At 65.9% G+C, this 22542-nt stretch carries 19 protein-coding genes and 1 pseudogene; 12 read left to right on the top strand and 8 right to left on the bottom strand.

The genetic code is table 11. The features are described 5' to 3' along the window. Positions 1-181: 181 nt before the first annotated feature. Complete coding sequence (locus tag AB3X98_RS31485) at positions 182-1966, top strand: peptidoglycan D,D-transpeptidase FtsI family protein (RefSeq protein ID WP_368605721.1); 1785 nt, start codon at positions 182-184, stop codon at positions 1964-1966. A gap of 8 nt (positions 1967-1974) precedes the next feature. On the opposite strand, the gene AB3X98_RS31490 is transcribed toward AB3X98_RS31485, so the two are convergent. Both AB3X98_RS31490 and AB3X98_RS31495 read right to left on the bottom strand, forming a co-directional pair. Next, positions 1975-2331, bottom strand: coding sequence for a DUF4148 domain-containing protein (locus tag AB3X98_RS31490; protein WP_368605752.1), 357 nt, complete (start codon positions 2329-2331; stop codon positions 1975-1977). 119 nt (positions 2332-2450) lie between these two features. Continuing rightward, the gene (locus AB3X98_RS31495; protein WP_368605753.1) at positions 2451-3203 is read right to left on the bottom strand and encodes a Crp/Fnr family transcriptional regulator; all 753 of its coding nucleotides are present in this window, start codon (positions 3201-3203) and stop codon (positions 2451-2453) included. A 173-nt stretch (positions 3204-3376) separates the two neighbouring features. Here AB3X98_RS31495 and AB3X98_RS31500 point away from each other — a divergent pair, with 173 nt between their 5' ends. The 5 genes from AB3X98_RS31500 (at position 3377) to AB3X98_RS31520 (ending at position 9236) form a co-directional block, all read left to right on the top strand. Then, entirely contained in the window at positions 3377-5047 is a 1671-nt protein-coding gene (locus AB3X98_RS31500; RefSeq protein ID WP_368605722.1) for an acyl-CoA synthetase, read from the top strand. Positions 5048-5358: 311 nt separating this feature from the next. Further along, positions 5359-5676 carry a hypothetical protein gene (locus AB3X98_RS31505; RefSeq protein ID WP_069261772.1) on the top strand — a complete coding sequence of 106 codons (318 nt, stop codon included), beginning with the start codon at positions 5359-5361 and terminating at the stop codon, positions 5674-5676. 801 nt (positions 5677-6477) lie between these two features. Then, complete coding sequence (locus tag AB3X98_RS31510; protein WP_368605723.1) at positions 6478-7071, top strand: YigZ family protein; 594 nt, start codon at positions 6478-6480, stop codon at positions 7069-7071. A 156-nt stretch (positions 7072-7227) separates the two neighbouring features. After that, a complete protein-coding gene (fliD, locus tag AB3X98_RS31515) occupies positions 7228-8670 on the top strand; it encodes a flagellar filament capping protein FliD (protein WP_368605724.1) in 1443 nt (480 codons plus the stop codon). A gap of 320 nt (positions 8671-8990) precedes the next feature. Next, the gene (locus tag AB3X98_RS31520) at positions 8991-9236 is read left to right on the top strand and encodes a hypothetical protein (protein WP_368605725.1); all 246 of its coding nucleotides are present in this window, start codon (positions 8991-8993) and stop codon (positions 9234-9236) included. 25 nt (positions 9237-9261) lie between these two features. Here AB3X98_RS31520 and AB3X98_RS31525 read toward each other — a convergent pair whose 3' ends face one another. Then, the gene (locus AB3X98_RS31525) at positions 9262-9876 is read right to left on the bottom strand and encodes a hypothetical protein (RefSeq protein WP_069261768.1); all 615 of its coding nucleotides are present in this window, start codon (positions 9874-9876) and stop codon (positions 9262-9264) included. A 59-nt stretch (positions 9877-9935) separates the two neighbouring features. Continuing rightward, complete coding sequence (locus tag AB3X98_RS31530) at positions 9936-10334, bottom strand: hypothetical protein (protein ID WP_069261888.1); 399 nt, start codon at positions 10332-10334, stop codon at positions 9936-9938. Between the two features lie 804 nt (positions 10335-11138). Between AB3X98_RS31530 and AB3X98_RS31535 the strand changes: the two genes are divergently transcribed. Beyond that, complete coding sequence (locus tag AB3X98_RS31535; protein WP_028202557.1) at positions 11139-11543, top strand: helix-turn-helix domain-containing protein; 405 nt, start codon at positions 11139-11141, stop codon at positions 11541-11543. Positions 11544-11586: 43 nt separating this feature from the next. Here the strand turns inward: AB3X98_RS31535 and AB3X98_RS31540 are convergent, their stop codons facing one another. Next, a complete protein-coding gene (locus AB3X98_RS31540) occupies positions 11587-13212 on the bottom strand; it encodes a diguanylate cyclase (protein WP_368605726.1) in 1626 nt (541 codons plus the stop codon). A 168-nt stretch (positions 13213-13380) separates the two neighbouring features. On the opposite strand from AB3X98_RS31540, the gene AB3X98_RS31545 reads away from it, so the two are divergent. After that, on the top strand, positions 13381-14970 hold the full coding sequence (locus AB3X98_RS31545) for an inorganic phosphate transporter (protein ID WP_368605727.1): 1590 nt from the start codon (positions 13381-13383) through the stop codon (positions 14968-14970). 179 nt (positions 14971-15149) lie between these two features. On the opposite strand, the gene ppk2 is transcribed toward AB3X98_RS31545, so the two are convergent. The 3 genes and pseudogenes from ppk2 to AB3X98_RS31560 all read right to left on the bottom strand — a co-directional run. Beyond that, the gene (gene ppk2 / locus AB3X98_RS31550) at positions 15150-16079 is read right to left on the bottom strand and encodes a polyphosphate kinase 2 (RefSeq protein ID WP_368605754.1); all 930 of its coding nucleotides are present in this window, start codon (positions 16077-16079) and stop codon (positions 15150-15152) included. A gap of 110 nt (positions 16080-16189) precedes the next feature. After that, the gene (locus AB3X98_RS31555) at positions 16190-16570 is read right to left on the bottom strand and encodes a VOC family protein (RefSeq protein ID WP_368605728.1); all 381 of its coding nucleotides are present in this window, start codon (positions 16568-16570) and stop codon (positions 16190-16192) included. A gap of 240 nt (positions 16571-16810) precedes the next feature. Next, positions 16811-17464, bottom strand: a pseudogene (locus AB3X98_RS31560) (FadR/GntR family transcriptional regulator); the annotation flags it as partial. Between the two features lie 207 nt (positions 17465-17671). On the opposite strand from AB3X98_RS31560, the gene AB3X98_RS31565 reads away from it, so the two are divergent. The 4 genes from AB3X98_RS31565 to AB3X98_RS31580 all read left to right on the top strand — a co-directional run bounded on the left by AB3X98_RS31565 (position 17672) and on the right by AB3X98_RS31580 (position 22452). After that, complete coding sequence (locus tag AB3X98_RS31565) at positions 17672-18463, top strand: (Fe-S)-binding protein (RefSeq protein WP_368605729.1); 792 nt, start codon at positions 17672-17674, stop codon at positions 18461-18463. Positions 18464-18474: 11 nt separating this feature from the next. Then, on the top strand, positions 18475-19194 hold the full coding sequence (locus tag AB3X98_RS31570; RefSeq protein WP_368605755.1) for a lactate utilization protein C: 720 nt from the start codon (positions 18475-18477) through the stop codon (positions 19192-19194). Continuing rightward, complete coding sequence (locus AB3X98_RS31575) at positions 19191-20657, top strand: LutB/LldF family L-lactate oxidation iron-sulfur protein (RefSeq protein ID WP_368605730.1); 1467 nt, start codon at positions 19191-19193, stop codon at positions 20655-20657. Before AB3X98_RS31570 ends, AB3X98_RS31575 begins: the two co-directional genes overlap by 4 nt. A 91-nt stretch (positions 20658-20748) precedes the next feature. Next, positions 20749-22452: a lactate permease LctP family transporter gene (locus tag AB3X98_RS31580; protein WP_368605731.1), complete on the top strand. Its 1704-nt coding sequence runs from the start codon at positions 20749-20751 to the stop codon at positions 22450-22452. The last annotated feature ends 90 nt before the right edge of the window (positions 22453-22542 follow it).

Raw genomic sequence — 22542 nt, forward strand, 5'->3', positions numbered from 1 at the left:
GTTCGCCGCCGGTACGCATGTCTACCCGCCGGGCCGCATTCGCGGCCCGGTTCGCTTTGCGCCTCCCCCGCTCCCCTGCACCGCTCGCGCGCCCAATTGCCTCGCGGCCGTGCGCACCCATCATTTCAATTCAATTACATCATGTTTACAATGTGATTCTGCCTTCCACCCCGCCTTGCCGATGATCCGTTCCAGGAAACCGCCGCGCGACCCGCACGCCACCGCGACCCGTCACCCGATGCTTGCGCCGCGCCTGCCCGCGTGGCGCTCGAAGTTCATCGTGTTCATCACCTTCGCGGCCTTTGCAGCGCTGGCCGGGCGCGCGTTCTGGATTCAGGTCGCCAATCACGGCTTTTACGTGAAGCAGGGCCAAAAGCGCTACCAGCGCACGCTGGAGCTCGACGCGATGCGCGGGCGCATCGTCGACCGCAACGGCGCGCTGCTGGCCGTGAGCCTTGCGACTTTCGAAGTCTGGGTGAATCCGCGGCTTCTCGATGCCGCCGCGCACACGCCGCTCGCGCGCCTGCTCGACATGCCGCTCGCGGAACTGGACCGGCGCGTTGCCGGCGACCGCTCCTTCGTGCTGCTCAAGCGCCAGGTGGACGCCGACACCGCCGCGCACATCGACGAGATGGGCATGGGCGGCATCACCCTGATCGCCGACTCGAAGCGCTATTACCCCGAAGGTGAATCGGCGGCGCACGTGGTGGGCTTCACCGACATCGAAGACGCCGGCCAGGAAGGCGTGGAACTCGCCGCGAACGCACGCCTGCGCGGCACGCCGGGCCAGCGCGAGGTGATCCGCGACCGGCTCGGGCGCGTCGTTTCGGAGCCGAGCGAGCGCGTGCAGCCGCGCAACGGCGACACCGTGCAGCTCACCATCGACCGCCGCGTGCAGCAGCTCGCGTACACGCAGCTCAAGGCGGCCGTGGCGAAGAATCATGCGGAAGCGGGCAGCGTCGTCGTGCTCGACGCGCAGAACGGCGAAATCCTCGCGCTCGCGAACTGGCCGTCGTTCGATCCGAACGACCGCGCGCGGCTCACGGGCAAGCAGCTGCGCAACCGCGCCGTGGTCGACACGTTCGAGCCCGGCTCGACCATCAAGCCCGTGGTCGTTTCGCTGGCGATGGACCTGCACAAGGTCAACGCGAACACGCTCATCGACACCTCGCCGGGCACGTACCGCATCGGCCCCGCGACGATTCACGACACCTCGAATCATGGCCGCATGACTGTGGCGGAGGCGATCCAGAAGTCGAGCAACATCGCGCTCGCCAAGCTCGCGCTGAACCTTCCCGCGCAAACGATCTGGGACAAGTATCAGGAGTACGGGCTCGGGCAGCGGCCCGGCGTCACGTTCCCGGGCGCGGCGCCGGGCCGCGTGCGGCCGTGGGCGCGCTGGCGCCCCATCGAGCAGGCGACGATGGCATATGGCTACGGCCTGTCTACATCGCTATTGCAGATGGCGCAGATCTACACGGCCTACGCCGGCGACGGCACGCTGCATCCGGCCGCCCTCCTGCGCGAAGCGCCGGCCGGCGCGGGCGGTGCCTCCGCGTCGGCGGCGCGCGCGGTCACGACGCCGGCCACGGCCGCCGCCATGCGCAAGATGCTGGAGATGGCGACGAGCGACGGCGGCACGGGGCGCGCCGCGAATGTGGAAGGCTATCGGGTGGGCGGCAAGACCGGCACAGCGCGCAAGCAGATCGGCGCGGGCTATGCGAAGAACCGCTATCGGGCGCTGTTCGTCGGCATGGCGCCGATGAGCGCGCCGCGCGTGATCGTCGCGGTCATGATCGACGATCCGGCGGGCAAGGCATTTTATGGCGGCACGGTTGCGGGGCCGGTATTTTCGGGTGTGACGGCCGGCACACTCCAGTTGCTCGGCGTGCCGCCCGATGTCGCGGCCGGCCCCGAGAGCGCCAAGGGTGCCAGCGGCACCCGGGCCGGCTCAGGGCGCGGTTAGCGCCGCAATCAATGGTGGCGATACGCGGGCGGCGGCTCGCTGCCCGACACGGCGGGCGCCCCCGCTTCTGCATTGGGTGCGGGCGGCGCGCCGTAACCCGATTGCGCGACCTGCTCCTGCGCCAGACGCGCTTCGTTGGCGCGCTTTTCGGCGAGCCGGCGCATGGCGCTCTGCACATCTTCCGGATACGTGGCATCGTTCGCCGAAGCCGGGTTGTAGCCCACCGACTCCAGATCGACCAATTCCTGCAGCACCTGGGCCCGCGTCACCGGACCGTTGTGCGTGCCGGTGGATTGACCGAACGAGACCGCCGGAACGATCGCCATCATCGACACCAGCGCCGCGCGCAGCATTGCGTTTTTCACCATGCTCTCCGTATGAATTCGATGAGCAAAGTCTACGCAGCGCGGCCACGCACAAAAACCGGCTAGCGAGGGAGAGAGTCTTCCATTCCTCGCAAGATTGATAAGGAGTTCTGCGGTCCTCAGATCTGGTCGCGGCCAAATGCGCGCAGCCCGTCGAGATCGAGCACGTCCACACGGTTATACGAGAGCGCGACGAGCCCCTGGCGCTCGAGCGTCTGCAGGGCCTGATTGATCCGTTGACGCGACGCGCCCGCCAGCATGCCGATCTCCTCCTGCGAGATGTCGAGCGCCCGCCCCGTCTCGGGATAAAGATCGGGATTGAACATCTGCGCGAGCGACTGCGCGACGCGCGCATCGACGTCGAGCAAGCGGCTGTTCTGGATCAACGCGATGAACTCGCCCATGCGGTTGTTGAGCTGATGGATCACGAAGCGGTTGAACGGCAGGCTGCAATCCATGAGCCGGTGGAACGTCTCAGTGGCGACGGCCATGACGAGCGACGGCTGCAGCGCGATCACGTCGTACTTGCGCGGCTCGCGCTTGATCACGCTGCCCTCGCCGAACCAGCCGCCGTGCGGCACGCCCGAAAACGTGCAGCCGCGCCCCGATGCATTGAAGATCGCCAGCTTCACGAGGCCGGAACTCACGCCGAGCCACCAGTCGGAGGGCGCTTCACGCGCGGCGACGATCGCGCCCGCGGCATAGCCCTGCGCATGCGACGACGCCAGCACCCACTCGCGATGCTCGGGCGCGAGCCCGCGGAACCACGCGCAGCGCTCGAACAGCGAGGCAAGACGCGCGGCGTTGGCGGCGTCGATGCGCTCGCCTTCGCGCCATGAATCGCGGGCGGCCGGTGTTCCGTCCGGGGGCATAATGGATTGCGACATCGCGCTTTCCTGGGTTAGGTCAATCTTTGGGTCGATCTTGTCAGGCGGACCGTGCGTCGCGGCCCGCTCTGTCGCGCCGGTGACAGACTGGCGTGCGCGGCCCTGCTACGGTAGCGCGAATCCTATCGACACACCAATAACCGTTCGGAGACACCGCCATGTTGCACCCCTACGAAGAAGGGCTCGCGCAACGCGAAGCCAATTATGTGCCGCTCACGCCGGTCGATTTCATCGCCCGCGCCGCTGAGGTCTATGGCGAGCGCCTGGCTGTGGTCCACGGCGACGTCCGCCGCAACTGGCGCGAAACCTATGCGCGCACGCGGCGGCTCGCAAGCGCGCTCGGGCAGGTGGGCATCGGCCGCGGCGACACCGTGGCGGTGCTGCTGCCCAACATCCCCGCGATGGTCGAGGCGCACTTCGGCGTGCCCATGCTCGGCGCGGTGCTCAACACGCTCAACACGCGACTCGATGTCGCAACCATGCTGTTCATGCTGCGCCATGGCGAAGCGAAGGCGTTGATCGTCGATACCGAATTCGCGGCGCTCGCGCAGCGCGCGGCGCTCGAATTCCCCAACCTCAGGATCATCAGCGTGGCCGACATCGCGCCCGCGGACCCCGAGTACTTCCCGCGCGCCACCGACTACGAGGCGTTCCTCGAGCAAGGCGATCCCGAGTTCGCCTGGGAGCCGCCGCGCAACGAATGGGACGCCATTGCGCTGAACTACACGTCGGGCACGACGGGCGACCCCAAGGGCGTGGTCTATCACCATCGCGGCGCGTATCTCAACGCGGTGAGCAATATCCTCGAATGGGACATGCCCAAGCACGCCGTGTATCTCTGGACGCTGCCGCTCTTTCATTGCAACGGCTGGTGCTTTGCGTGGACCGTCGCCGCGCGCGCGGGCGTGAACGTGTGCCTGCGCAAGTTCGACGCGAAGCTCGTGTTCGACCTCATTCGCAGCGAGCGCGTCACGCACTATTGCGGCGCGCCCATCGTGCAGGGCGCGCTCGCCGACGCACCCGCAGAGTACCGCGAAGGCATCGCTCACACGGTGTGCACGATGGTGGCGGGCGCGCCGCCCGCGCCGGCCGTGATCGCGAAGATGAAGGCGATCGGCATCGAACTCACGCATGTCTATGGTCTGACCGAGGTGTACGGCCCCGCTGCCGTATGCGCGGTGCAGGCGGGCTGGCAGACGCTGCCCGACGAGGAGCAGGCGCGCCTCGCCGCACGCCAGGGTGTGCGCTATCACCTCCAAAGCGGCGTCAGCGTGCGCAATGCGCAGACGATGGAGCCCGTTCCCGCCGACGGCGAAACGCTCGGCGAGATCATGTTCCGCGGCAACATCTGCATGAAGGGCTACTTAAAAAACGAGCGCGCGACGGAAGAGGCGTTCCGCGGCGGCTGGTTCCATACGGGCGACCTCGGCGTGATGACGCCCGACGGCTACGTGCGCATTACCGACCGCAGCAAGGACATCATCATCTCCGGCGGCGAGAATATTTCGAGCATCGAGGTGGAAGACACGCTGTATCGCCATCCGGCCGTCGCGCTCGCCGCCGTCGTGGCGATGCCCGATCCGAAGTGGGGCGAAGTGCCTTGCGCGTTCGTCGAACTGCGGCCCGGCGCGAGCGCCACGGCCGAGGAAATCATCGCGCACTGCCGGCTCTTTCTCGCGCACTTCAAGGTGCCACGCGCCGTGCGATTCGGCGAACTGCCGCGCACGGCCACGGGCAAGATCCAGAAATATGAGTTGCGCGCGCAACTAGGTTCGCAAAGCGCGATCGACGTGGCTGGTGCAACACCCGCGCCGAAAACACCTCGGTAAGAACGACATCGGGGCCTGCTGGCCGGTAGACGTGACGCATTCAGGCGGCCCGCGCGGCCTGAATGTAACGTCAGTTGACACCCCGACCCCCTGTGGCTCGGTCGCGATTGTCAGGTGCGGCGCTTAATCCTTTCTGCATCAAGGGCGAACTGTCAAAGCAGCCTTTCTCGCATGAAGAATCGTATGAAACGAAAGCTTACAAGTGGTCACGTTTTCCTTCGCTTCGGGCCGATAAGCTTTGAACCGTGGTCGCAACACAAAGGCATCCCGATGCCGCGTGACTGACGACGCAACCAACGAGGAGGTAACTCATGAACACGAAGAGCTGGAAGACCCCCGCCCGCGCCATCGCCGCAGCACTGATCGCCGGCGGCGCATTGATGGGCGCATCGAGCGCCTTCGCTCAATCCGCACCGTATGGGCTGCGTGCCGAATCGGCGCCGCAATACGGTCAACCGCACATGATGCCGGTGGACGCGCACGTCTCGATCGGCTGGCACGAGAACCGTTATTACGACGGCCACCGCTATTGGGAACACGACGAGTGGATGCACCATCACCCGCACGATCCGGGTCCCCCGCGCTACCGCGAGGACGACCATCGTCCGCCGCCCCCGCCGCGTTACTGATGCGCGTGATGCGCGCGTGATCCAGGGGCCGCCTTCGCTGGAGGCCCCTGAAGCGGCACGCCGAGGCCGGTCTTCCCTCAAGGGAGACCGGCCTCGGCGCATTTCGGCGCCTTACTTCAGCACGCGTGTGCGAACGCATGGATATCGTTCGGCATGCGAAACAATGCGAGCACGATGCCCGCCACATGGCGTATCCGGCCTGCCGTCCCGCGCGCCGGCTGCGGCCGGAAAGGCAGATGTCAGTAATTGCAGGTAATGCGGAAGTGTTGCCGGCCGCACGGCGCGCGGGTAACGTTGATGGGCGTTTCGTTCCCCGGAGCGCACGGTGTATTCTCATTGCCCGGCCAGCGATGGCCGGGATTTTTTTGCGCGCGAATGAGAACACTAGCGCCCTTCGGGTGTCACGCGCACCAGGTTTTTTTTCCGATTGCGGCCGCAATTTTGCGGACGTAAGGTGGGATTGCCTCTTGAGAACAGGCGAGCCTTGTGACCCCCGGTCGTGACACAGTCCGACCGGGGATTTTTTTGGCTTCTGTGCTTTGGAGAATCGCGTCTGCCGGAACATGCAGCGGCGCCGCGAGAGAAGGAACGATGACGGATCACCGAATGAGGAGTTCGGCTTCGCTCCAGCCAGAGCTAGATCCGTCATGCCGTGCATTATCCGGGCTGAAGGCCGGGGCGTCACTAGCATCCGGCGCAAAGAACCATTACGCAAACTGGCAAGATATGGGGACGGACGTCGAAAGCCGGCCCATGAGCATCGGTTAACATGGGGGTTTCGCCAGCAGTGCCACCCCGCTTGTGCCAACTTTCACCCTCGCCCATCCCGTCACCGCGGCACTCGATGTCCGCAAGAGCCGCTTCATCGCGCATGCCATTCCCGTTGCCGACCGCGAAGCGGCCATGGCCGAAATCCGCCGTCTGCGCGACGAACACCCCACCGCCACGCACGTTTGCTGGGCGCTGCTCGCGGGCGGCCAGTCCGGCATGTCCGACGATGGCGAACCCTCCGGCACCGCCGGGCGCCCGATCCTCGAAGTGCTGCGCCATCACGACCTGGACGGCGTACTCGCCGCCGTGGTGCGCTATTACGGCGGCGTGAAGCTCGGCGCGGGCGGCCTCGTGCGCGCCTATACCGACGCCATTGCCAGCGCCCTGCAGGGGGCCGAGCGCGTCGAGCGCATTGCGCAGGCGCGCCTCACCGTCGAACTCGGCTATCCCGACGAAACCCGCGTGCGCCACTGGATCGACCAGGAGCAGTTCACGCTCGTGGAAAGCCAGTACACCATGACGGTCCGCCTCACGATCCAGTTGCCCGCGACCGCCGTGGACGCCGCGCGCACCACGCTCACCGATCTCACGCAAGGCCGCTCGGGCTTCCCCGAGCCCGGCTGAGCGGGCGGCTGGCCGCCGCCGCAGTGCCGATCGCGCACTTTTCAAAAACTTTTCATTTCTTTCATAAAGTTTCATGAAAGCTTGCCGTAATGAAAGCATGGCCGCGCATTCGCGCGTTCCGTCGACTCGACGCACCAGAACGAACGGACTTCTTTCATGGCAAGCACGATCACGAACACCACGACCGCCAGCGCGAACAGCGCGCTGAGCGACGCCGCCCAGTCGATCATCAGCGGCGCGACCAACTCCGCACTTGACGTCAACCAGCTCGTCAAGGCGCTCGTCAACGCGAAGATCGCGGGGCCGAGCGCCATCCTCAGTGCGAAGCAGACCGCCAGCAACACGACGCTGTCGGCGCTCGGCGCGCTGAAGTCGGCGCTCGCTTCGCTCCAGACTGCACTCGAGCCGTTCAAGGACGGCGCCGCGCTGCAGCGCTTCACCGTCACGACGAGCGAGAAGGACAAGGGCTTGAGCGCGGTGGCCGGCAAGAACGCCGTGGCGAGCAGCTTCACGGTCGAAGTCGATCGCCTCGCGACAGCGCATAAGCTCGCCTCGGACAGCTTCGACACGGGCGAGACGCTCGGGGAAGGCAGCCTCGACATCGCGATGGGCGGCAAGTCCATGCATCTGACGATCGCTGCGGGCAGCAACAAGCTCACCGACGTCGTCGCGGCGATCAACCGGGCGAAGGACAACCCAGGCGTCACGGCGTCGATCGTCAACGGCGCCGACGGCCAGCACCTCGTGCTGACCGCGAACAAGACCGGCGCGGCCAACGCGATCGACGTGCAGGCGGGCGCGGGCGTCGACACGCGGCTCGCTTCCTCGCAGATGCGCGAAGTCGAGGCAGCCGGCGACGCCGAACTGCGCATCGACGGCACGCGCGTCACGAGCGCGAGCAACACGCTCGAGGGCATGGTGAGCGACATCACGATCAAGCTTGCAAGCGCCTCGGTGGGCACGAAGCAAACGCTCACCGTCGCTCCCGACACCGAAGCGACGGGCACATCGATCCGCGACTTCGTGAAGGCGTACAACAGTTACGTCGATGCCCTGAACGGGCTGACCTCCTATACGGCCGCAACCGGTTCGACGAGCGCGCAGGCAGGCGCGCTGCTCGGCGACTCGATCGCGCGCACCCTCGCGGCGAGTCTGCCGGCGCTCGTTTCGGCGGGCGTGAAGGGCAGCGACGGCGTGACCCATTCGCTGGGCGAGATCGGCATCAAGCTCGACAAGAGCGGGAAGCTCGAGATCGACGACGAGACGTTCAAGAAGGCGCTGCAACCGGGCAACAGTGCGATTGCGGCGCTGTTCGGCAGCGGCGGCCTGACCACGAAGCTCAACAGCGCCATTACGCCTTACGTGCAGTCGAGCGGCATCATCGAGCGGCGCAGCACGGCCATCAACAAGGAACTCGACGACATCAAAAAGCAGTCGTCGATGCTCGATGTGCGCGCAACCCAGCTCACTGCGAAATTCAACCGCCAGTTCACCGCGCTCAATAACCTCATGTCGATCATGAACAACAACCAGCAATATCTGACACAGCTCTTTGGCGGTGCAAACAGCGCGGGCGCCCTCGCGACGAATCACAAATAAGGCTTGAATACGCCGTGATCGACGCTAGCAAACGTCGACGGCAGACGAAAAAAAAGGCCGCCGAGTGAATCGGCGGCCAACAGGGGACGTGAAGAACAACCGCGAATCGAACTATCGAATCGACCCGACCGCTCCATCATGGCGAGCCAAAATTAAGACAAACTTAAACGCGCGCAAAAAACGATCGGGAATTCCGGCGCGTGAGCGCGCAGGCAATGGAAAGAACGCGTAATAATGGGCTGGCTATACTTGATCTGGTCCGCGCCGCGCAGTCATTCGCGCCCGCATGACCGTCTTCTACCCAACCCGGAAGAGCCGCCATGTTTGATCGACTGCATCGGTTTATGGAAGGCGCAGGTCCCGAGCGGCGCCATCGCGTCTGGAGCAAGGTGCGCATTTTCGTGGCCGCAATGGGCACGCTCGGCTCTGCCGCCGGCATCGCCCTCGCGGTGGTCGGGCTCATCAACTTCGACCACCAGAAGGTGATTGCCGGCGTGGCCGTCATCATCGTCTGCACGGCGATCTACGTGTCGATCCTCGTGCGCGACCGCAATCGCGCCGACTAACGCACGCCGCCCGGGCGTCGCTGCCTCACTGCAGGTTCTGGCCGTCGCGCGTGACATGCACGGCGGTCGCGCCCACGTAGTCGGCGCGAATGCTGTCGCCCACCTTGATCGATTCGAGCGGCACGTCCGGCGGCGCCACCACCACGACCGTGCGGTTCGGTCCGCGCAGCGCGACCTTGCGGCTCTTGCGGTCGATCTTCTCCACCGTCGCGATCACCTGCACGCTACGCGCCGTCGCCGTCATGCCACCGGAAGCGGGCGTGGTCGCGACCGTATCGACGCGCGAGCGGATGCCCCTCGTAGCCAGCTTTTCGGCACGCAGCAGCAACGCCTCCTTGTAGAGGATGTTCACATGATCGCCGGGCTTGAGCTTGCTCACATCGCCGACTGCGGGATCGACGGCGACCGTCACCAGGTTGCGGCGCGCGCCACGCAGCGTGACCGAGTTGGTGGCCGCGTCGATGCTCACGACGGTCGCCGTGGTCTGCACCTCGCCGATCTGCAGCGCGGCGTTGGGCGCACTCCCGGGCGCGGCATCGGACGCCGTCTGCGCAAACAGCGGTACATGCGGCGACACGCCGAGGGCAAGCACGAGTATGGCGCCGAGCAGCGGCGCGGACGAATGGTAGCGCGTGGACATGAAGCCTCCTTGTGTGGATCGTGAATGGCAAGAGAGCGGCATGGTGCCGCTCGCACGCATCAAGCGCTGTTCATGCAGGCTTCTTCCGCCGCACAGCGCAGGTAATGGGCATACACACGCTCACGTTCCTCGTTGGCGAGCTGGCGCTTTTCGGCAAGCCGCAGCATGCGGTGCCGGTCCGCGCCGAGCGTTTCGTAATAGCGCTCGGTATGCAAGCGCTTGAAGCGCGTATAGAAGTCCGGGCCGGGCAGGCCCGAATCGGTCGAGAGCAGCGAGGCATAGTCGGCCTCGTGCGGCGCGCACAACGCGGCCGCGGCCGCTTCGAGCTTTTCGTAACGCACCCGCAACGGCACGTCGCCCGCGAACAGGGCATGAAACGCACCGTACGGCACGAGCGAGCGCCGGCTCGCAGCGCGGCGCAACAAACGACCTACCTTTTCGTCGAGTTCTTGATTCATCCGCAGCGGCCAGAAAGCGGGCCGCCGCCCAGGCCGCGCGTCGTTTGACGAAACGCACGGACGCATTTGGCGGCCCGAGGGATTCAGGGACCCGTTTCACCACGCGATACGCTGCGCGGCGAATCCGGCATTCTGCATTCGTTCATTCGAATCCAATCTGCATTGCAATCGATTCGAAATGTTTGCGAAAACCATTCTGCACAAAAAAGCGAAATCACTCCCTGAAATTGCCCCATAGCCGTCATCACCCGCGCTGGACCATGCCATTGTTTGCCGCACACCTCAAAAACGCTAACAAACATCTAAAGGTGCGATCGTCGCTATTAATTCATTTTGGATAAAACCGTTTCAACTCAATATATGCTGAATACCGATTTAGTCATACAAAACAAGAAAAAGTGTTGCTTTCCAATGTTTGAGCAATTAAGTCAGGTTAACTGGCTGCAATGGGAGCAAACTTCGCATTGCGGAGTCCGTGCGAAATGGCGGCACCCATTGTTGACACACGCGAGTCGGTTGTTTTTTCCATTAGTTCAGGATTATCCACAAGTCAAGCAGACTATTTTTCCGCTAGCTATACACATTCCCTACAAAAACAATTATTAATATCCGCTGCGGAACACCGAGGCGTTTCGCAACAAGCGCCCTTCACCGGGCGTCGATTTCGCCGTCCGTCATGACCCCCGCGTCACCGCACCGGCGCCGGGTCCATGGCAAGCGACAAGACCCGCTTGCAGGAAGGGTTACAGGAGCGGCACATCCGCAATGCCGCGTGTCCGGAATCTTTCGTCGACGAGTGAACACATGCTTACCCGAACCGAGAACCTGCCGAGCGTCGCGAGAAGAATGGCCGCCGGCCAGATGTTGATGGAAGGCGCGACCGTGAATAGCGTCGCCGACTCACTCCACCTTTCCGCCCAGACGGTGAGGCGCTACAAGTCCATCGTCGAGGACGGCGGCCTGGCAGCGCTCCAGCAGATGAGCGTGGGCGGCCGGCCTTCAGTGCTCGATCAGGCCGCGCTAGGCTGGATCGCGAGCGCCCTGCACGGCTCCGCGCGAGAGCACGGCTTTGCGAGCGATGCGTGGACCAACAGCCGCGTGCGCGAGCTGATCGGCCGCCAGTTCGGCGTGCACTATTCGCGCGTCTATACCTGGCAGATCGTCTCGAACCTCGGCCTCGGCCACCGGCTGTCGAAGTCCGCGCGCTGAACGGCATGGCGGGCGTCGCGCGTCGCACGAAAGCCGGCGCGCCTCAGCCTCGCGTTGCGGGTGCATCGCGGCCTCGGCTTCCGGCTTCGGAATCCACCAGCGGCTGTGCCCCATCGCCCGTGCATTGCTGCGACCGGACCTGATTGCGGCCCGCTTCCTTGGCCTCGTAGAGCAGGCGGTCGGCGGCGGCCAGCAGCTTCGCGCCGCTGCCGCCCTCCGGCGGATTGCAGCTCGCACACCCCGCGCTCACCGTCACGCACCCATGGTGCGTACCACTCAGCGTGAGATTGTCCGACTCGATGCGTTTGCGGATCTTTTCCGCCATACGCGTCGCGGCGTCGAGCGCCGTGCCCGGCAGCACCACCGCGAACTCTTCGCCGCCAAAGCGTGCGGCGAGATCGGTTGCGCGCCGCGATCCTGCAGCGATGCGCCCGGCCACGAACACCAGCACCTCGTCGCCGGCGGCGTGCCCGTAGGTGTCGTTGAAGAGCTTGAAGTGGTCGATGTCGAAAAACAGCACGGAAAGCGGCGTGCGTTCGCGCACCGCGTGATGCCATTCCTCCGCGAGACGGCTGTCGAGCGCGCGGCGGTTCGCAAGACCCGTGAGCGGGTCGGTCACCGCGAGACGCACGAGCTTGCCCTCGGCCACCACCTTGTCGCGCAGCGCGAAGGCGAGCATCCACGACACCGCGACCCACGCGCCGCCGAACACCGTCGTCATCACGAGGGCGATATAGCTGCGCCGCCGCCAGCCGGCGAGCACGTCCCCCACGGCGGGCGCCACGACGACGATGAACGGCGAGTTGCCCACATGCGCAAAGGTGTAGATGCGCTCGACCCCGTCGATTGCCGAGTGCGACGTGTAGGTGCCGGCGTCGCGACGCGAAAAGAACGCGAAATTCGGCAGGTCCGCGTAGCTCCAGCCGGCGCCGCGCATCGAGGGCGGCTTGCTCGCGAGCAACGTGCCGTCGCGCATCAGAATGAAGAGATGGCCGCCGGGGCCCAGGTCGATGTGCTCGAGCAGTTGCTCGAGATAGTCGAGGCGCACACCGAGCAGCGCGACGCCCGCGAACGAGCCGTCGGGCGCGTTGATGCGGCGCGTGAGGCCGATCGTGAGCGCGCCGCCGCGCAGGCGGGAATGGAACGGCTTCGAAAAGAACAGGCCCGCATGCGGGTCGCGCTGTTGCGCGATGAAGTAATCGCGGTCGGCGAACGAAATGCCGGCGGGTGAAACGTCGAAGGCGTTGCTGTGCGAGGCTATCACATGGCCCTTGGCGTCGATCACATAGGCGCCGCCCAGCCTCGACGCCGCCGTCGCCCGGTCGAACAGCACGCGCTGGCGCAGCGCCTCGGGCATGCTCCAGGTCTGCGGCTGCTGCGCCGCCTGGACCACGGCCTGTAGCGACAGGTCGTAGATCTCGACGTTGCGCGCAATGTCGTTGCTGATGAGCTGCACGAGGTTGCGCGAATTCTCCTGCGCGTGGCGCAACTCCTCGGCACGGCCCTCGTAGAGCGCCGCGTAGGTGAGGATCGCCATCACCGTCGCGACGAGCGTGCCGGAAAGCCCCGCGAAGAAGGGATAGTTGCCGATCAGGCGCGTCGCCGCCTTCGCCCGCCCGTGGGCCCAGCGGTGCACCAGAAGACGCAGCGAAAGAACCCGTTTTGGCATCTGCGCAATCCTCTTGCTGACTGCTGACGGCGCGATTCGAAGGAGCGCCGGTCTGTCGGGCATGCATCGGGCATGGCTGGCACGAATCCGTCATCAAACGGACACCTGGGCAGTTCACGATCGGAGGCGAAACCTTTGCCCACTCCCTCCCCCAGGAGCCCGCCTGCCATGCCAGAATTTTCCCTGTCACCGCAACCGGGCACCGCCCCCGCACGCGGGCGCAACGCCAGCCTGCTCGCCTTCCTCGTCGTCATCGCCGCAGGCACCGTGTACGTGGGGATGCATCTCGCCGACGACCTCTCGCCGGTGCGCGAAAGCTCGGCGATGCCCTGGATCCTGCTCGGCATCGCGCTCCTGATCGCGCTCGGCTTCGAGTTCGTGAACGGCTTCCACGATACCGCGAATGCGGTCGCAACCGTCATCTATACGCACTCGCTTTCGCCCAATATCGCCGTGATGTGGTCGGGCGCGTGGAATTTCCTCGGCGTGCTCACCTCCACCGGCGCGGTGGCCTTCGGCATCCTGCAACTGCTGCCTGTGGAGCTGATCCTGCAGGTGGGCAGCAGCGCGGGCTTCGCCATGGTGTTCGCTCTGCTCATTGCCGCGATCATCTGGAACCTGGGCACGTGGTACTTCGGCCTGCCTTCGTCGAGCTCACATACGCTGATCGGCTCGATCATCGGCGTGGGCCTCATGAACCAGCTCATGCACGGCGCGAATGGCACGAGCGGCGTGGACTGGAGCCAGGCGCTCGGCGTGGGCAAGTCGCTGCTGTTTTCGCCGATCGTCGGCTTTTTGCTGGCCGGCCTGCTGCTGCTCATCCTCAAGGCCGTCGTGCGCGTGCCCGAGCTCTACGCGGAGCCGAAGGGCAAGGAGCCGCCGCCGTTCTGGATCCGCGCGCTGCTGATCCTCACGTGCACGGGCGTGTCGTTCGCGCACGGCTCCAACGACGGCCAGAAGGGCATGGGCCTCATCATGCTGATCCTGATCGGCACGGTGCCCACGGCCTACGCGCTGAACCGCGCCGTCACAGCCGAACAGACGCAGACTTTCATCGCCGTCGCGCACGACGCCACGCGCGCGCTCGAGCGCTATACGAACGGCGTGGCCGCGCCCGCCGATCCGCGCGCCGAAGTGGAACGCTTCATCGGCCGCCGCGCCCTGTCGAGCACGACGGTGCCCGCGCTTGCCGCGCTGTCGAACCAGGTGACCGAACAGGTGCGCGGTTACGGCTCGCTCGCGGCAGTGCCGCAATCGGTCGTCGATAACGTGCGCAACAACATGTACGTGATTTCCGAGGCGATCCGCCTGCTCGACAAACAGAAGGCGGTGCCCTTCTCGGCCGACGACCTGAAGTCCATCAACAACTTCCGCAGCCAGATCGACCACGCGACGAAATTCATCCCGACATGGGTGAAGGTGGCCGTGGCGATCGCGCTGGGGCTCGGCACGATGGTGGGCTGGAAGCGCATCGTGGTGACGGTGGGCGAGCGCATCGGCAAACAGCACCTGACCTACGGCCAGGGCGGCTGCGCGGAGGTCGTGGCGATGGTGACGATCGGCGCGGCGGACGTGTACGGTCTGCCGGTCTCGACCACGCACGTGCTCTCCTCGGGCGTGGCGGGCACGATGGCCGCGAACGGCTCGGGCCTGCAATGGAATACGGTGCGCAGCCTCGTGATGGCATGGGTGCTCACGCTGCCCGCTTCGATCGTGCTGGCTGGCGCGCTCTATTGGGTGTTCAAGCACGTGTTCTGAGTACGAAAGGACCAGAGAAAAGCCGCGCTCCCTGCGAGGGGAGCGCGGCTTTTTGTTGCGTCGTGCGCCTTCGTTCAGACGATCGAGATTTTCAGCGTCTTGCCGCACGCTGTTACTGCGCCAGGGGCATCCCAAAATCGTCGCGCTTGCCCTCGATCAGATCGAAAGCGGCCAACCCCTCAATAAATTTCCGGAATGATCATGTCCTGCGGCACCGGCTGGCGAATGTAATCCGGATGATGCACGCGCGCCGGCAGCGTGACTTGCGGGTGCTCGATCTCGTGATACGGAACCTGGCTCAGCAAGTGGTGAATACAGTTCAGGCGCGCGCGCTTCTTGTCCACGCCCTGCACGACCCACCACGGCGCCTCGGGAATGTGCGAGCGCTGCAGCATCACTTCCTTCACGTGCGTGTAGGCCTCCCAGCGGCGGCGGCTTTCGAGGTCCATCGGCGAGAGCTTCCACTGCTTGAGCGGATCGTCGATGCGGCTCTGGAAGCGCACTTCCTGCTCGTCGTCGGTGATCGAGAACCAGTACTTGACGATCTGGATGCCACTCCTCACGAGCATCTTTTCGAACTCGGGCACGGAGCGAAAGAACTCTTCGTATTCGTCGTCGGTGCAGAAGTTCATCACGCGTTCCACGCCTGCGCGGTTGTACCAGCTGCGATCGAACAGCACCATCTCGCCGCCCGCGGGCAGATGCTGCGCATAGCGCTGGAAATACCATTGCGTGCGCTCGCGGTTGTTCGGCGCAGGCAGCGCCGCCACGCGGCACATGCGCGGGTTCAGCCGCTGCGTGATGCGCTTGATGACACCGCCCTTGCCCGCCGCGTCGCGTCCCTCGAAGATCACGACGAGCCGGTGCCCCGTGCTCACGATCCAGTCCTGCATCTTCACGAGTTCGCCCTGCAGGCGGATCAGCTCGCGGAAATAGACGCGGCGCAGCGCACGCGCCTCGTCGCTGATCTGCAGACCGCTTTCCTGCAGCCGGTCGTCGACCTCCATCTCGAGCTCTTCGTCATAGGCGTCGATGAGCTCTTCATCCAGACGCCGACGACGATGCAGTTCGGCCTCCTGCTCTTGCGCAACCCGTTGTTCGGCATCCATCGTGCGGTCCAGTTCATTCATGGCGACTCTCTCCTTGGTCGATATGCTGTCAACTCGCGCCACTATCGGCGCAGCGAGTGTCACGAATATTTCAAATGCATTGCGGCGGCTCAGGTGAGCGGCCTGGCGAAGCTCAGCTCGTGGCCGTCCGGATCGACGAGATGGAAATAGCGCTCGCCCCATGGCGCGTCGCGCGGTGCGAATTCGGGCTTCGCGCCCGCGGCCAGTGCATGGGCGTAGAACGCGTCCACGTCGGCGACGTGGAGGACCACGCGGCCCCAGCCGTTCACGGCGCCGTGCGGTCCCTCCAGCAGGTTCAGATAGCAGACGCCGGCCGCGCCGCCCAGTTCGAACGACGCGAAGCCCGGCACCGCCGGCCCGGCTCGCTGCTCGAAGCCGAGTGCCTCGTAAAAGGGCGCCGACCGCGCGATGTCGCTGACGGTCAGCGTCACGGCGCTCAACGCTACGATTTGCGCGGCGCGTTCGTTCATCTGCTCCTCCTGCTCATGCGGCCTGGGACTGCCTGCGGCCCGGAATGAGGCCCGTCGGCCCGATCAGCCGACTTTAGCAGCGTTCGCGCGCCCGGCACGGCCCACTGGCGTTTTCTCTCTGCCGCCCGCCACCTTGCGCGCGGCTTTGCGCGCCGGCTTGGCCGCCTGCGCAGCCGCTGGCGCGGCGCGCGGCGCATCGTCACTGGTTGGACCAATTTCCTGCCAGCCGATCTCCTCTCCCACCCGCGTGCGCACGAAGTCGATGTGCGTCTGCATCGCCGTGCGCGCCTCCTCGGGACGCCGCGCAACGATCGCGTCGCACAGCGTGCGGTGATGCAGCAGCAACTGGTCCGGCGCGTCTTCGTTCTGCACGCGCAGCCCCGTGCCGTTGATCGTGATGTGCTCGCGCAGCACGCCCAGCACGCTCGTGTGCAAGTGCAGAAACATCGCGTTGTGCGAGGCCTGCGCGATCACTTCGTGCAGCTTCGCATCGGTATCGGCTTCGGCGGCTTTGTCGTCCACTTCGCGCGTGCGCTCCAGTTCCTGCATGAGCGCGCGAATACGCTCGAGATCCTCGTCGCTCGCGCGCAGCGCCGCAAAATACGCCGTCGCGCCTTCCAGCACGCGGCGAAATTCGAGGATGTCTTCACGCAAGGCCGGATGATCGGCCACGAGCTGCCCCCACGGCGAAGCAAAGCCCGTGCGCAACTGGTCAGTGACGAATACGCCCGCGCCCGGCCGGCTCTGCACGAGGCCGCGCGCGGCCAGGCGCTGGATCGCCTCGCGCACGGTGTTGCGCGCCACGTCGTATTCCATCGCGAGCACGCGCTCGGAAGGCAGCTTCGCTCCCGCGCGCCAGGTGCCGTCGAGCAGCGACGTCTCCATCTGACGCATCACGGTTTCCACGCGCCCGCGCGCGACTGCCCTGTCCCTCATTGTCATACCCGAGTCTCGTTTTAGCTTGTGGCAAGTGGTCCAACCAGTTTGAACCGTTCGCCCGAAGCGGGAATTATGCGCCCAAACCAGCGCTCGTCCTCAACCCGCCCGGCCTCGGGTCCGCGGGAAAGCAGCACGAAAGCGCGCCAAGACACCGAGCGAGACATGAAGCCACGGCAATACCCCACCGAGCGCCCCACCGACGTCTATCTGTTCGCCACCTGCCTCGTCGACCTGTTCGTGCCGCAAGCCGGCCTCGACGCGGTGAAGCTGCTCGAACGCGAGGGCCTGACGGTCCATTTCCCGCGCAGCCAGAGCTGTTGCGGCCAGCCTGCATACAGCAGCGGCAACCCGCGCCAGGCGCGCGAGGTCGCGCTCGCGCAACTCGGACTCTTCGAAAAACCCTGGCCCGTGATCGTCCCTTCGGGTTCGTGCGCGGGCATGATGCGCCACCACTGGCCCGCGCTGTTCGATGGCGACGCGGCCAACGGCGCGCGCGCCGAGGGACTCTCGGAGCGCGTGTACGAACTCACGGAATTCCTCGTGCGCGTGCTGAACGTCGACTTCGACGCGTATGGCGCACAGGGTGCCGTCCGCCAGTCCGACGAGCGCGTCGTACTGCACACCTCGTGCGGCGCGCGGCGCGAGATGGGCACGCGCGTGCACGGCGTCGAAGTCGTCGATGCGCTGCCGGGCGTCACACGCATCGAGCACGAACGCGAATCGGAATGCTGCGGCTTCGGTGGCACGTTCTCGCTCAAGCACCCGGACATTTCCGGCGCGATGGTCGCCGACAAGATCGCCTCAGCCTGCGCCACGGGCTGCGAGCGCCTGGTTTCCGCCGACTGCGGCTGCCTGCTCAACATCGGCCACGCGGCAGCGCACAAGGGCGCGCCGCTCGCCGTGGAGCACCTCGCCTCGTTCCTCTGGCGCCGCACGGGCGGGGAGGCCGCATGAACGTCGATACGATGAGCGCGCGTGCGCGCATGCTGCAACGCCTGCGTGGCCATGCCCCTGCAGCACCCTCCACCACGCTCGAAGCGCTCGACGCGCGCATCGACGCGCATTTCACCGGGCGCCGGGCGCTCGCCCCGCTTGCCTTGAACGAACGCATCGCGCAGTTCCAGCGCATGCTCGAAGCCGCGCACGCAGAAGTGATCTGCGCGAGCGCCGCAACGTGGGCCGCCGATCTCGCCGACCGCCTCGCGGCGGCGGGCGTGCGCAGCCTGCTGCTCGACACCGCCTGCGCCGAAGGCCAGGCGCTCGAGGCGGCACTCCCGCCCGCCGTGCAGGCGCGCAGTTACGCGCAGCCGATCGAGCAGTGGAAGGCCGAACTCTTCGACACCGTCGACGCGGGCTTCACTGTCGCGCGCTCGGGTCTCGCGGCGACGGGCACGCTCGTGGTCGTGCCCGACGCGAACGCGCCGCGCACGGTCTCGCTCGTGCCGCCGCTGCACGTCGCGCTGATCCACGCGAACACGCTGCACGCCGACCTGCACGCCGCCGTGGCCGCGGAGCGCTGGCGTGACGGCATGCCCACCAATCTCGTGATGATCTCGGGTCCTTCGAAGACCTCGGATATCCAGCTGACCACCGCCTACGGCGCGCATGGTCCCCGCGCTCTATGGGTCGTCCTCGTGACCGATGAGGATCGCGCAACGGGCACGCAGCACGGAGCCGCCGAATGAGCACGACCACGCAGAACTCTCAGGAAAACACGCTCCATTTCGTCCCGACTGCGGAATTCCGCCAGCGCGCGCGCACGGCGCTCGACGACCCGCAACTGCGCAAGAGCTTTCGCGGCGCGATGGACTTCCTGCAAGGCAAGCGCGCCGCGCAGTTCCCCGAGGCGGACGAACTCGAAGCCCTGCGCGACCTCGGCGAAGCCGTGCGCCAGCATGCGCTCGCGCGCCTGCCCGAACTCCTCGAGCAACTGGAAACGAAGCTGCGCGCGAACGGCATTCAGGTGCATTGGGCCGAGACCGCCGACGAGGCGAACCGCATCGTCCACGCCATCGCGCAGCGTCACGCGGCCACACGCGTGATCAAGGGCAAGTCGATGGCGAGCGAGGAAATCGAGCTCAACCATTACCTCGCCGAGCACGGCGTCGACTGCATCGAGTCGGACATGGGCGAGTACATCGTGCAGCTCGCGGGCGAGAAACCCTCGCACATCGTGATGCCCGCCATCCACAAGACGAAGGGGGATATCGGGCACTTGTTCGAAGCGCACATTCCCGATACGCCCTTTACGGAAGACGTGGACACGCTCATTCAAACGGGCCGCCGCGCGCTGCGCCGCGCCTTCGTGGATGCGCAGATCGGCCTCTCCGGCGTGAACTTCGCCGCCGCCGACACGGGCACGCTCTGGCTCGTGGAAAACGAAGGCAACGGCCGCCTTTCCACCACGGTGCCCGACGTGCATATCGCGATCATGGGCATGGAAAAGGTGGTGGCAAAGCTCGAGCACATCGTGCCGCTTTCGAGCCTGCTCACGCGCTCGGCCACGGGCCAGCCCATCACGACGTATTTCAACCTGATCAGCAGCCCGCGCCGCGAAGGCGAGAAAGACGGCCCGCGCGAGGTGCATCTCGTCCTGCTCGACAACGGCCGCAGCCAGGCCTACGCCGACGAGCAATTGCGCGCCACGCTGCAATGCATCCGCTGCGGCGCGTGCATGAACCACTGCCCGGTGTACACGCGCATCGGCGGGCATGCGTACGGCACGACCTACCCTGGGCCGATCGGCAAGATCATTTCGCCGCATCTGCTCGGGCTCGACGCGACCGCCGAGCTGCCCACCGCGTCGAGCCTGTGCGGCGCGTGCGGCGAAGTCTGCCCGGTGCGCATTCCGATTCCGCAGCTGCTCGTGCGCCTTCGCACCGAGGCGAACCGCGACCCCGAGGAGAGCGTTGCGCATCCGTTGCGCGGCCAGGGCGCGAATCACAGCAGGAGCGAGCAGTTCATCTGGCGCTTCTGGAGCGGCGCGTTCGCGCATCCGCGCGCCTACCGTGCGCTGCGCTGGGCCGTGACGCGTCTACGCGGCCTCGCGCCCTCGCAGCAAATGGGCTGGACGCAGCATCGCACACCGCTCAAGCCCGCGCCGCGCAGCCTGCACGACCTGCTGCGCGAACGCGATCAGCCGCAATAGCGCTCATGTCGTCAGGTCTACGAAATAACGCTCATAGCAAGCTTGACGAAATCACATAAATTTTCTACCCGCATCATCGGAGGAGACCGTAGTGCAACCCTGGTACCAGATCTACACACCGCTCGGCAGTCTGTGGCTGTCCGCGCTCGTGGCCGCCATTCCCATTCTGTTCTTCTTCGTCGCACTCGCCGGCCTGCGCATGAAGGGCCATGTCGCCGCGGCGATCACCCTGCTGCTCGCGCTCGCCGTGGCGATTTTCGAATACGGCATGCCCGTGCGCCAGGCGCTCATTTCCGCGGGCTTCGGCTTTGCCTACGGCATCTGGCCGATCGCGTGGATCATCGTCACGGCGGTGTTTCTCTACAAGATTGTCGTGAAGACGGGACAGTTCGAGATCATCCGCGCCTCGGTGCTCTCGATCACCGACGACCAGCGCCTGCAGCTGCTGCTGATCGGCTTCTCGTTCGGCGCGTTCCTCGAAGGTGCGGCGGGCTTCGGCGCGCCGGTGGCGATCACCTCGGCGCTGCTCGTCGGCCTCGGCTTCGAGCCGCTCTACGCCGCGGGCCTGTGCCTCATCGCCAATACCGCTCCGGTCGCGTTCGGCGCGATGGGGATTCCCATCATCGTCGCGGGCCAGGTGACGGGCATCGATCCGTTCCTGATCGGCGCGATGGCGGGCCGCCAGTTGCCGCTGCTCTCGCTCTTCGTGCCGTTCTGGCTCGTCTTCATCATGGACGGCAAGCGCGGCGTGAAGGAAACGTGGCCCGCCGCGCTCGTGGCCGGCGGCAGCTTCGCTGTTACGCAGTACTTCACGTCGAACCACATCGGGCCCGAGTTGCCGGACATCACTTCGGCGCTCGTGAGCCTCGTCGCGCTCGCCGCGTTCCTCAACGTGTGGCAACCGCGCCGGGCAACGCAAGGCACGAGCGTGAAGGTGAGCGGCGGCGCCGCTGCGCTGGGCGGTTTCGGCGGCGGCGGTTCGCGTGCGGCGGCTTCGAGCCGCAAGGCGTCGCCGTTCAGCATCGCGCAGACCGTGCGCGCATGGTCGCCGTTCATTCTGCTCACGGCCATCGTGACCGTGTGGAGCGTCAAGCCGTTCAAGGCGCTCTTCGCAGCGAAAGGTCCGCTCGCGGGCACGATTCTGAGCCTGCACGTACCGGGCCTCGATCAGCTCGTGGTGCGCACGGCGCCGATCGTCGCGTCGCCCAAGCCGTACGAAGCCGTGTTCAAGCTCGACTGGCTCTCGGCCGTAGGCACCGCGATCATGATCACCGCGATCCTCTCCGCGATCCTGCTGCGCATGAAGCCGCGCGCCGCCGTGGCCGCGTTCTTCGAGACCCTCGGCGAACTGCGCCGCCCCGTGCTGTCCATCGGTCTCGTGCTCGCCTTCGCATTCGTCGCGAACTACTCGGGCATGTCGTCCACGCTGGCGCTCGCGCTTGCGGGCACGGGCGCAGCCTTCCCGTTCTTCTCGCCGTTCCTTGGCTGGCTCGGCGTGTTCCTCACGGGCTCCGATACGTCGTCGAACGCGCTGTTCTGCTCGCTGCAGCACACCACGGCGCACCAGATCAACGTGTCGGATACCCTGCTCGTCGCGGCCAACACCTCGGGCGGCGTGAGCGGCAAGATGATTTCGCCGCAGTCGATCGCGGTGGCCTGTGCGGCAACCGGCCTCGTCGGCAAGGAGTCGTCGCTGTTCCGCTTCACCGTGCGTCATAGCCTGTTCTTCGCCGCTGTCGTGGGCGTGGTGACGCTGATTCAGGCCTATGTGCTGACCGGCATGATTCCGCAGTGATGGCGGAGTTGCCGGTGCCACGCGCCGTAACAAAGTGATGAGGGCCGTCGCCCGCGCGCGCGGGCGACGAACGTGCCCGTGAAGATCGTC

Origin of the sequence: Paraburkholderia sp. BR14312, from assembly GCF_040948675.1 — a bacterium.
Taxonomy (GTDB): domain Bacteria; phylum Pseudomonadota; class Gammaproteobacteria; order Burkholderiales; family Burkholderiaceae; genus Paraburkholderia; species Paraburkholderia nodosa_A.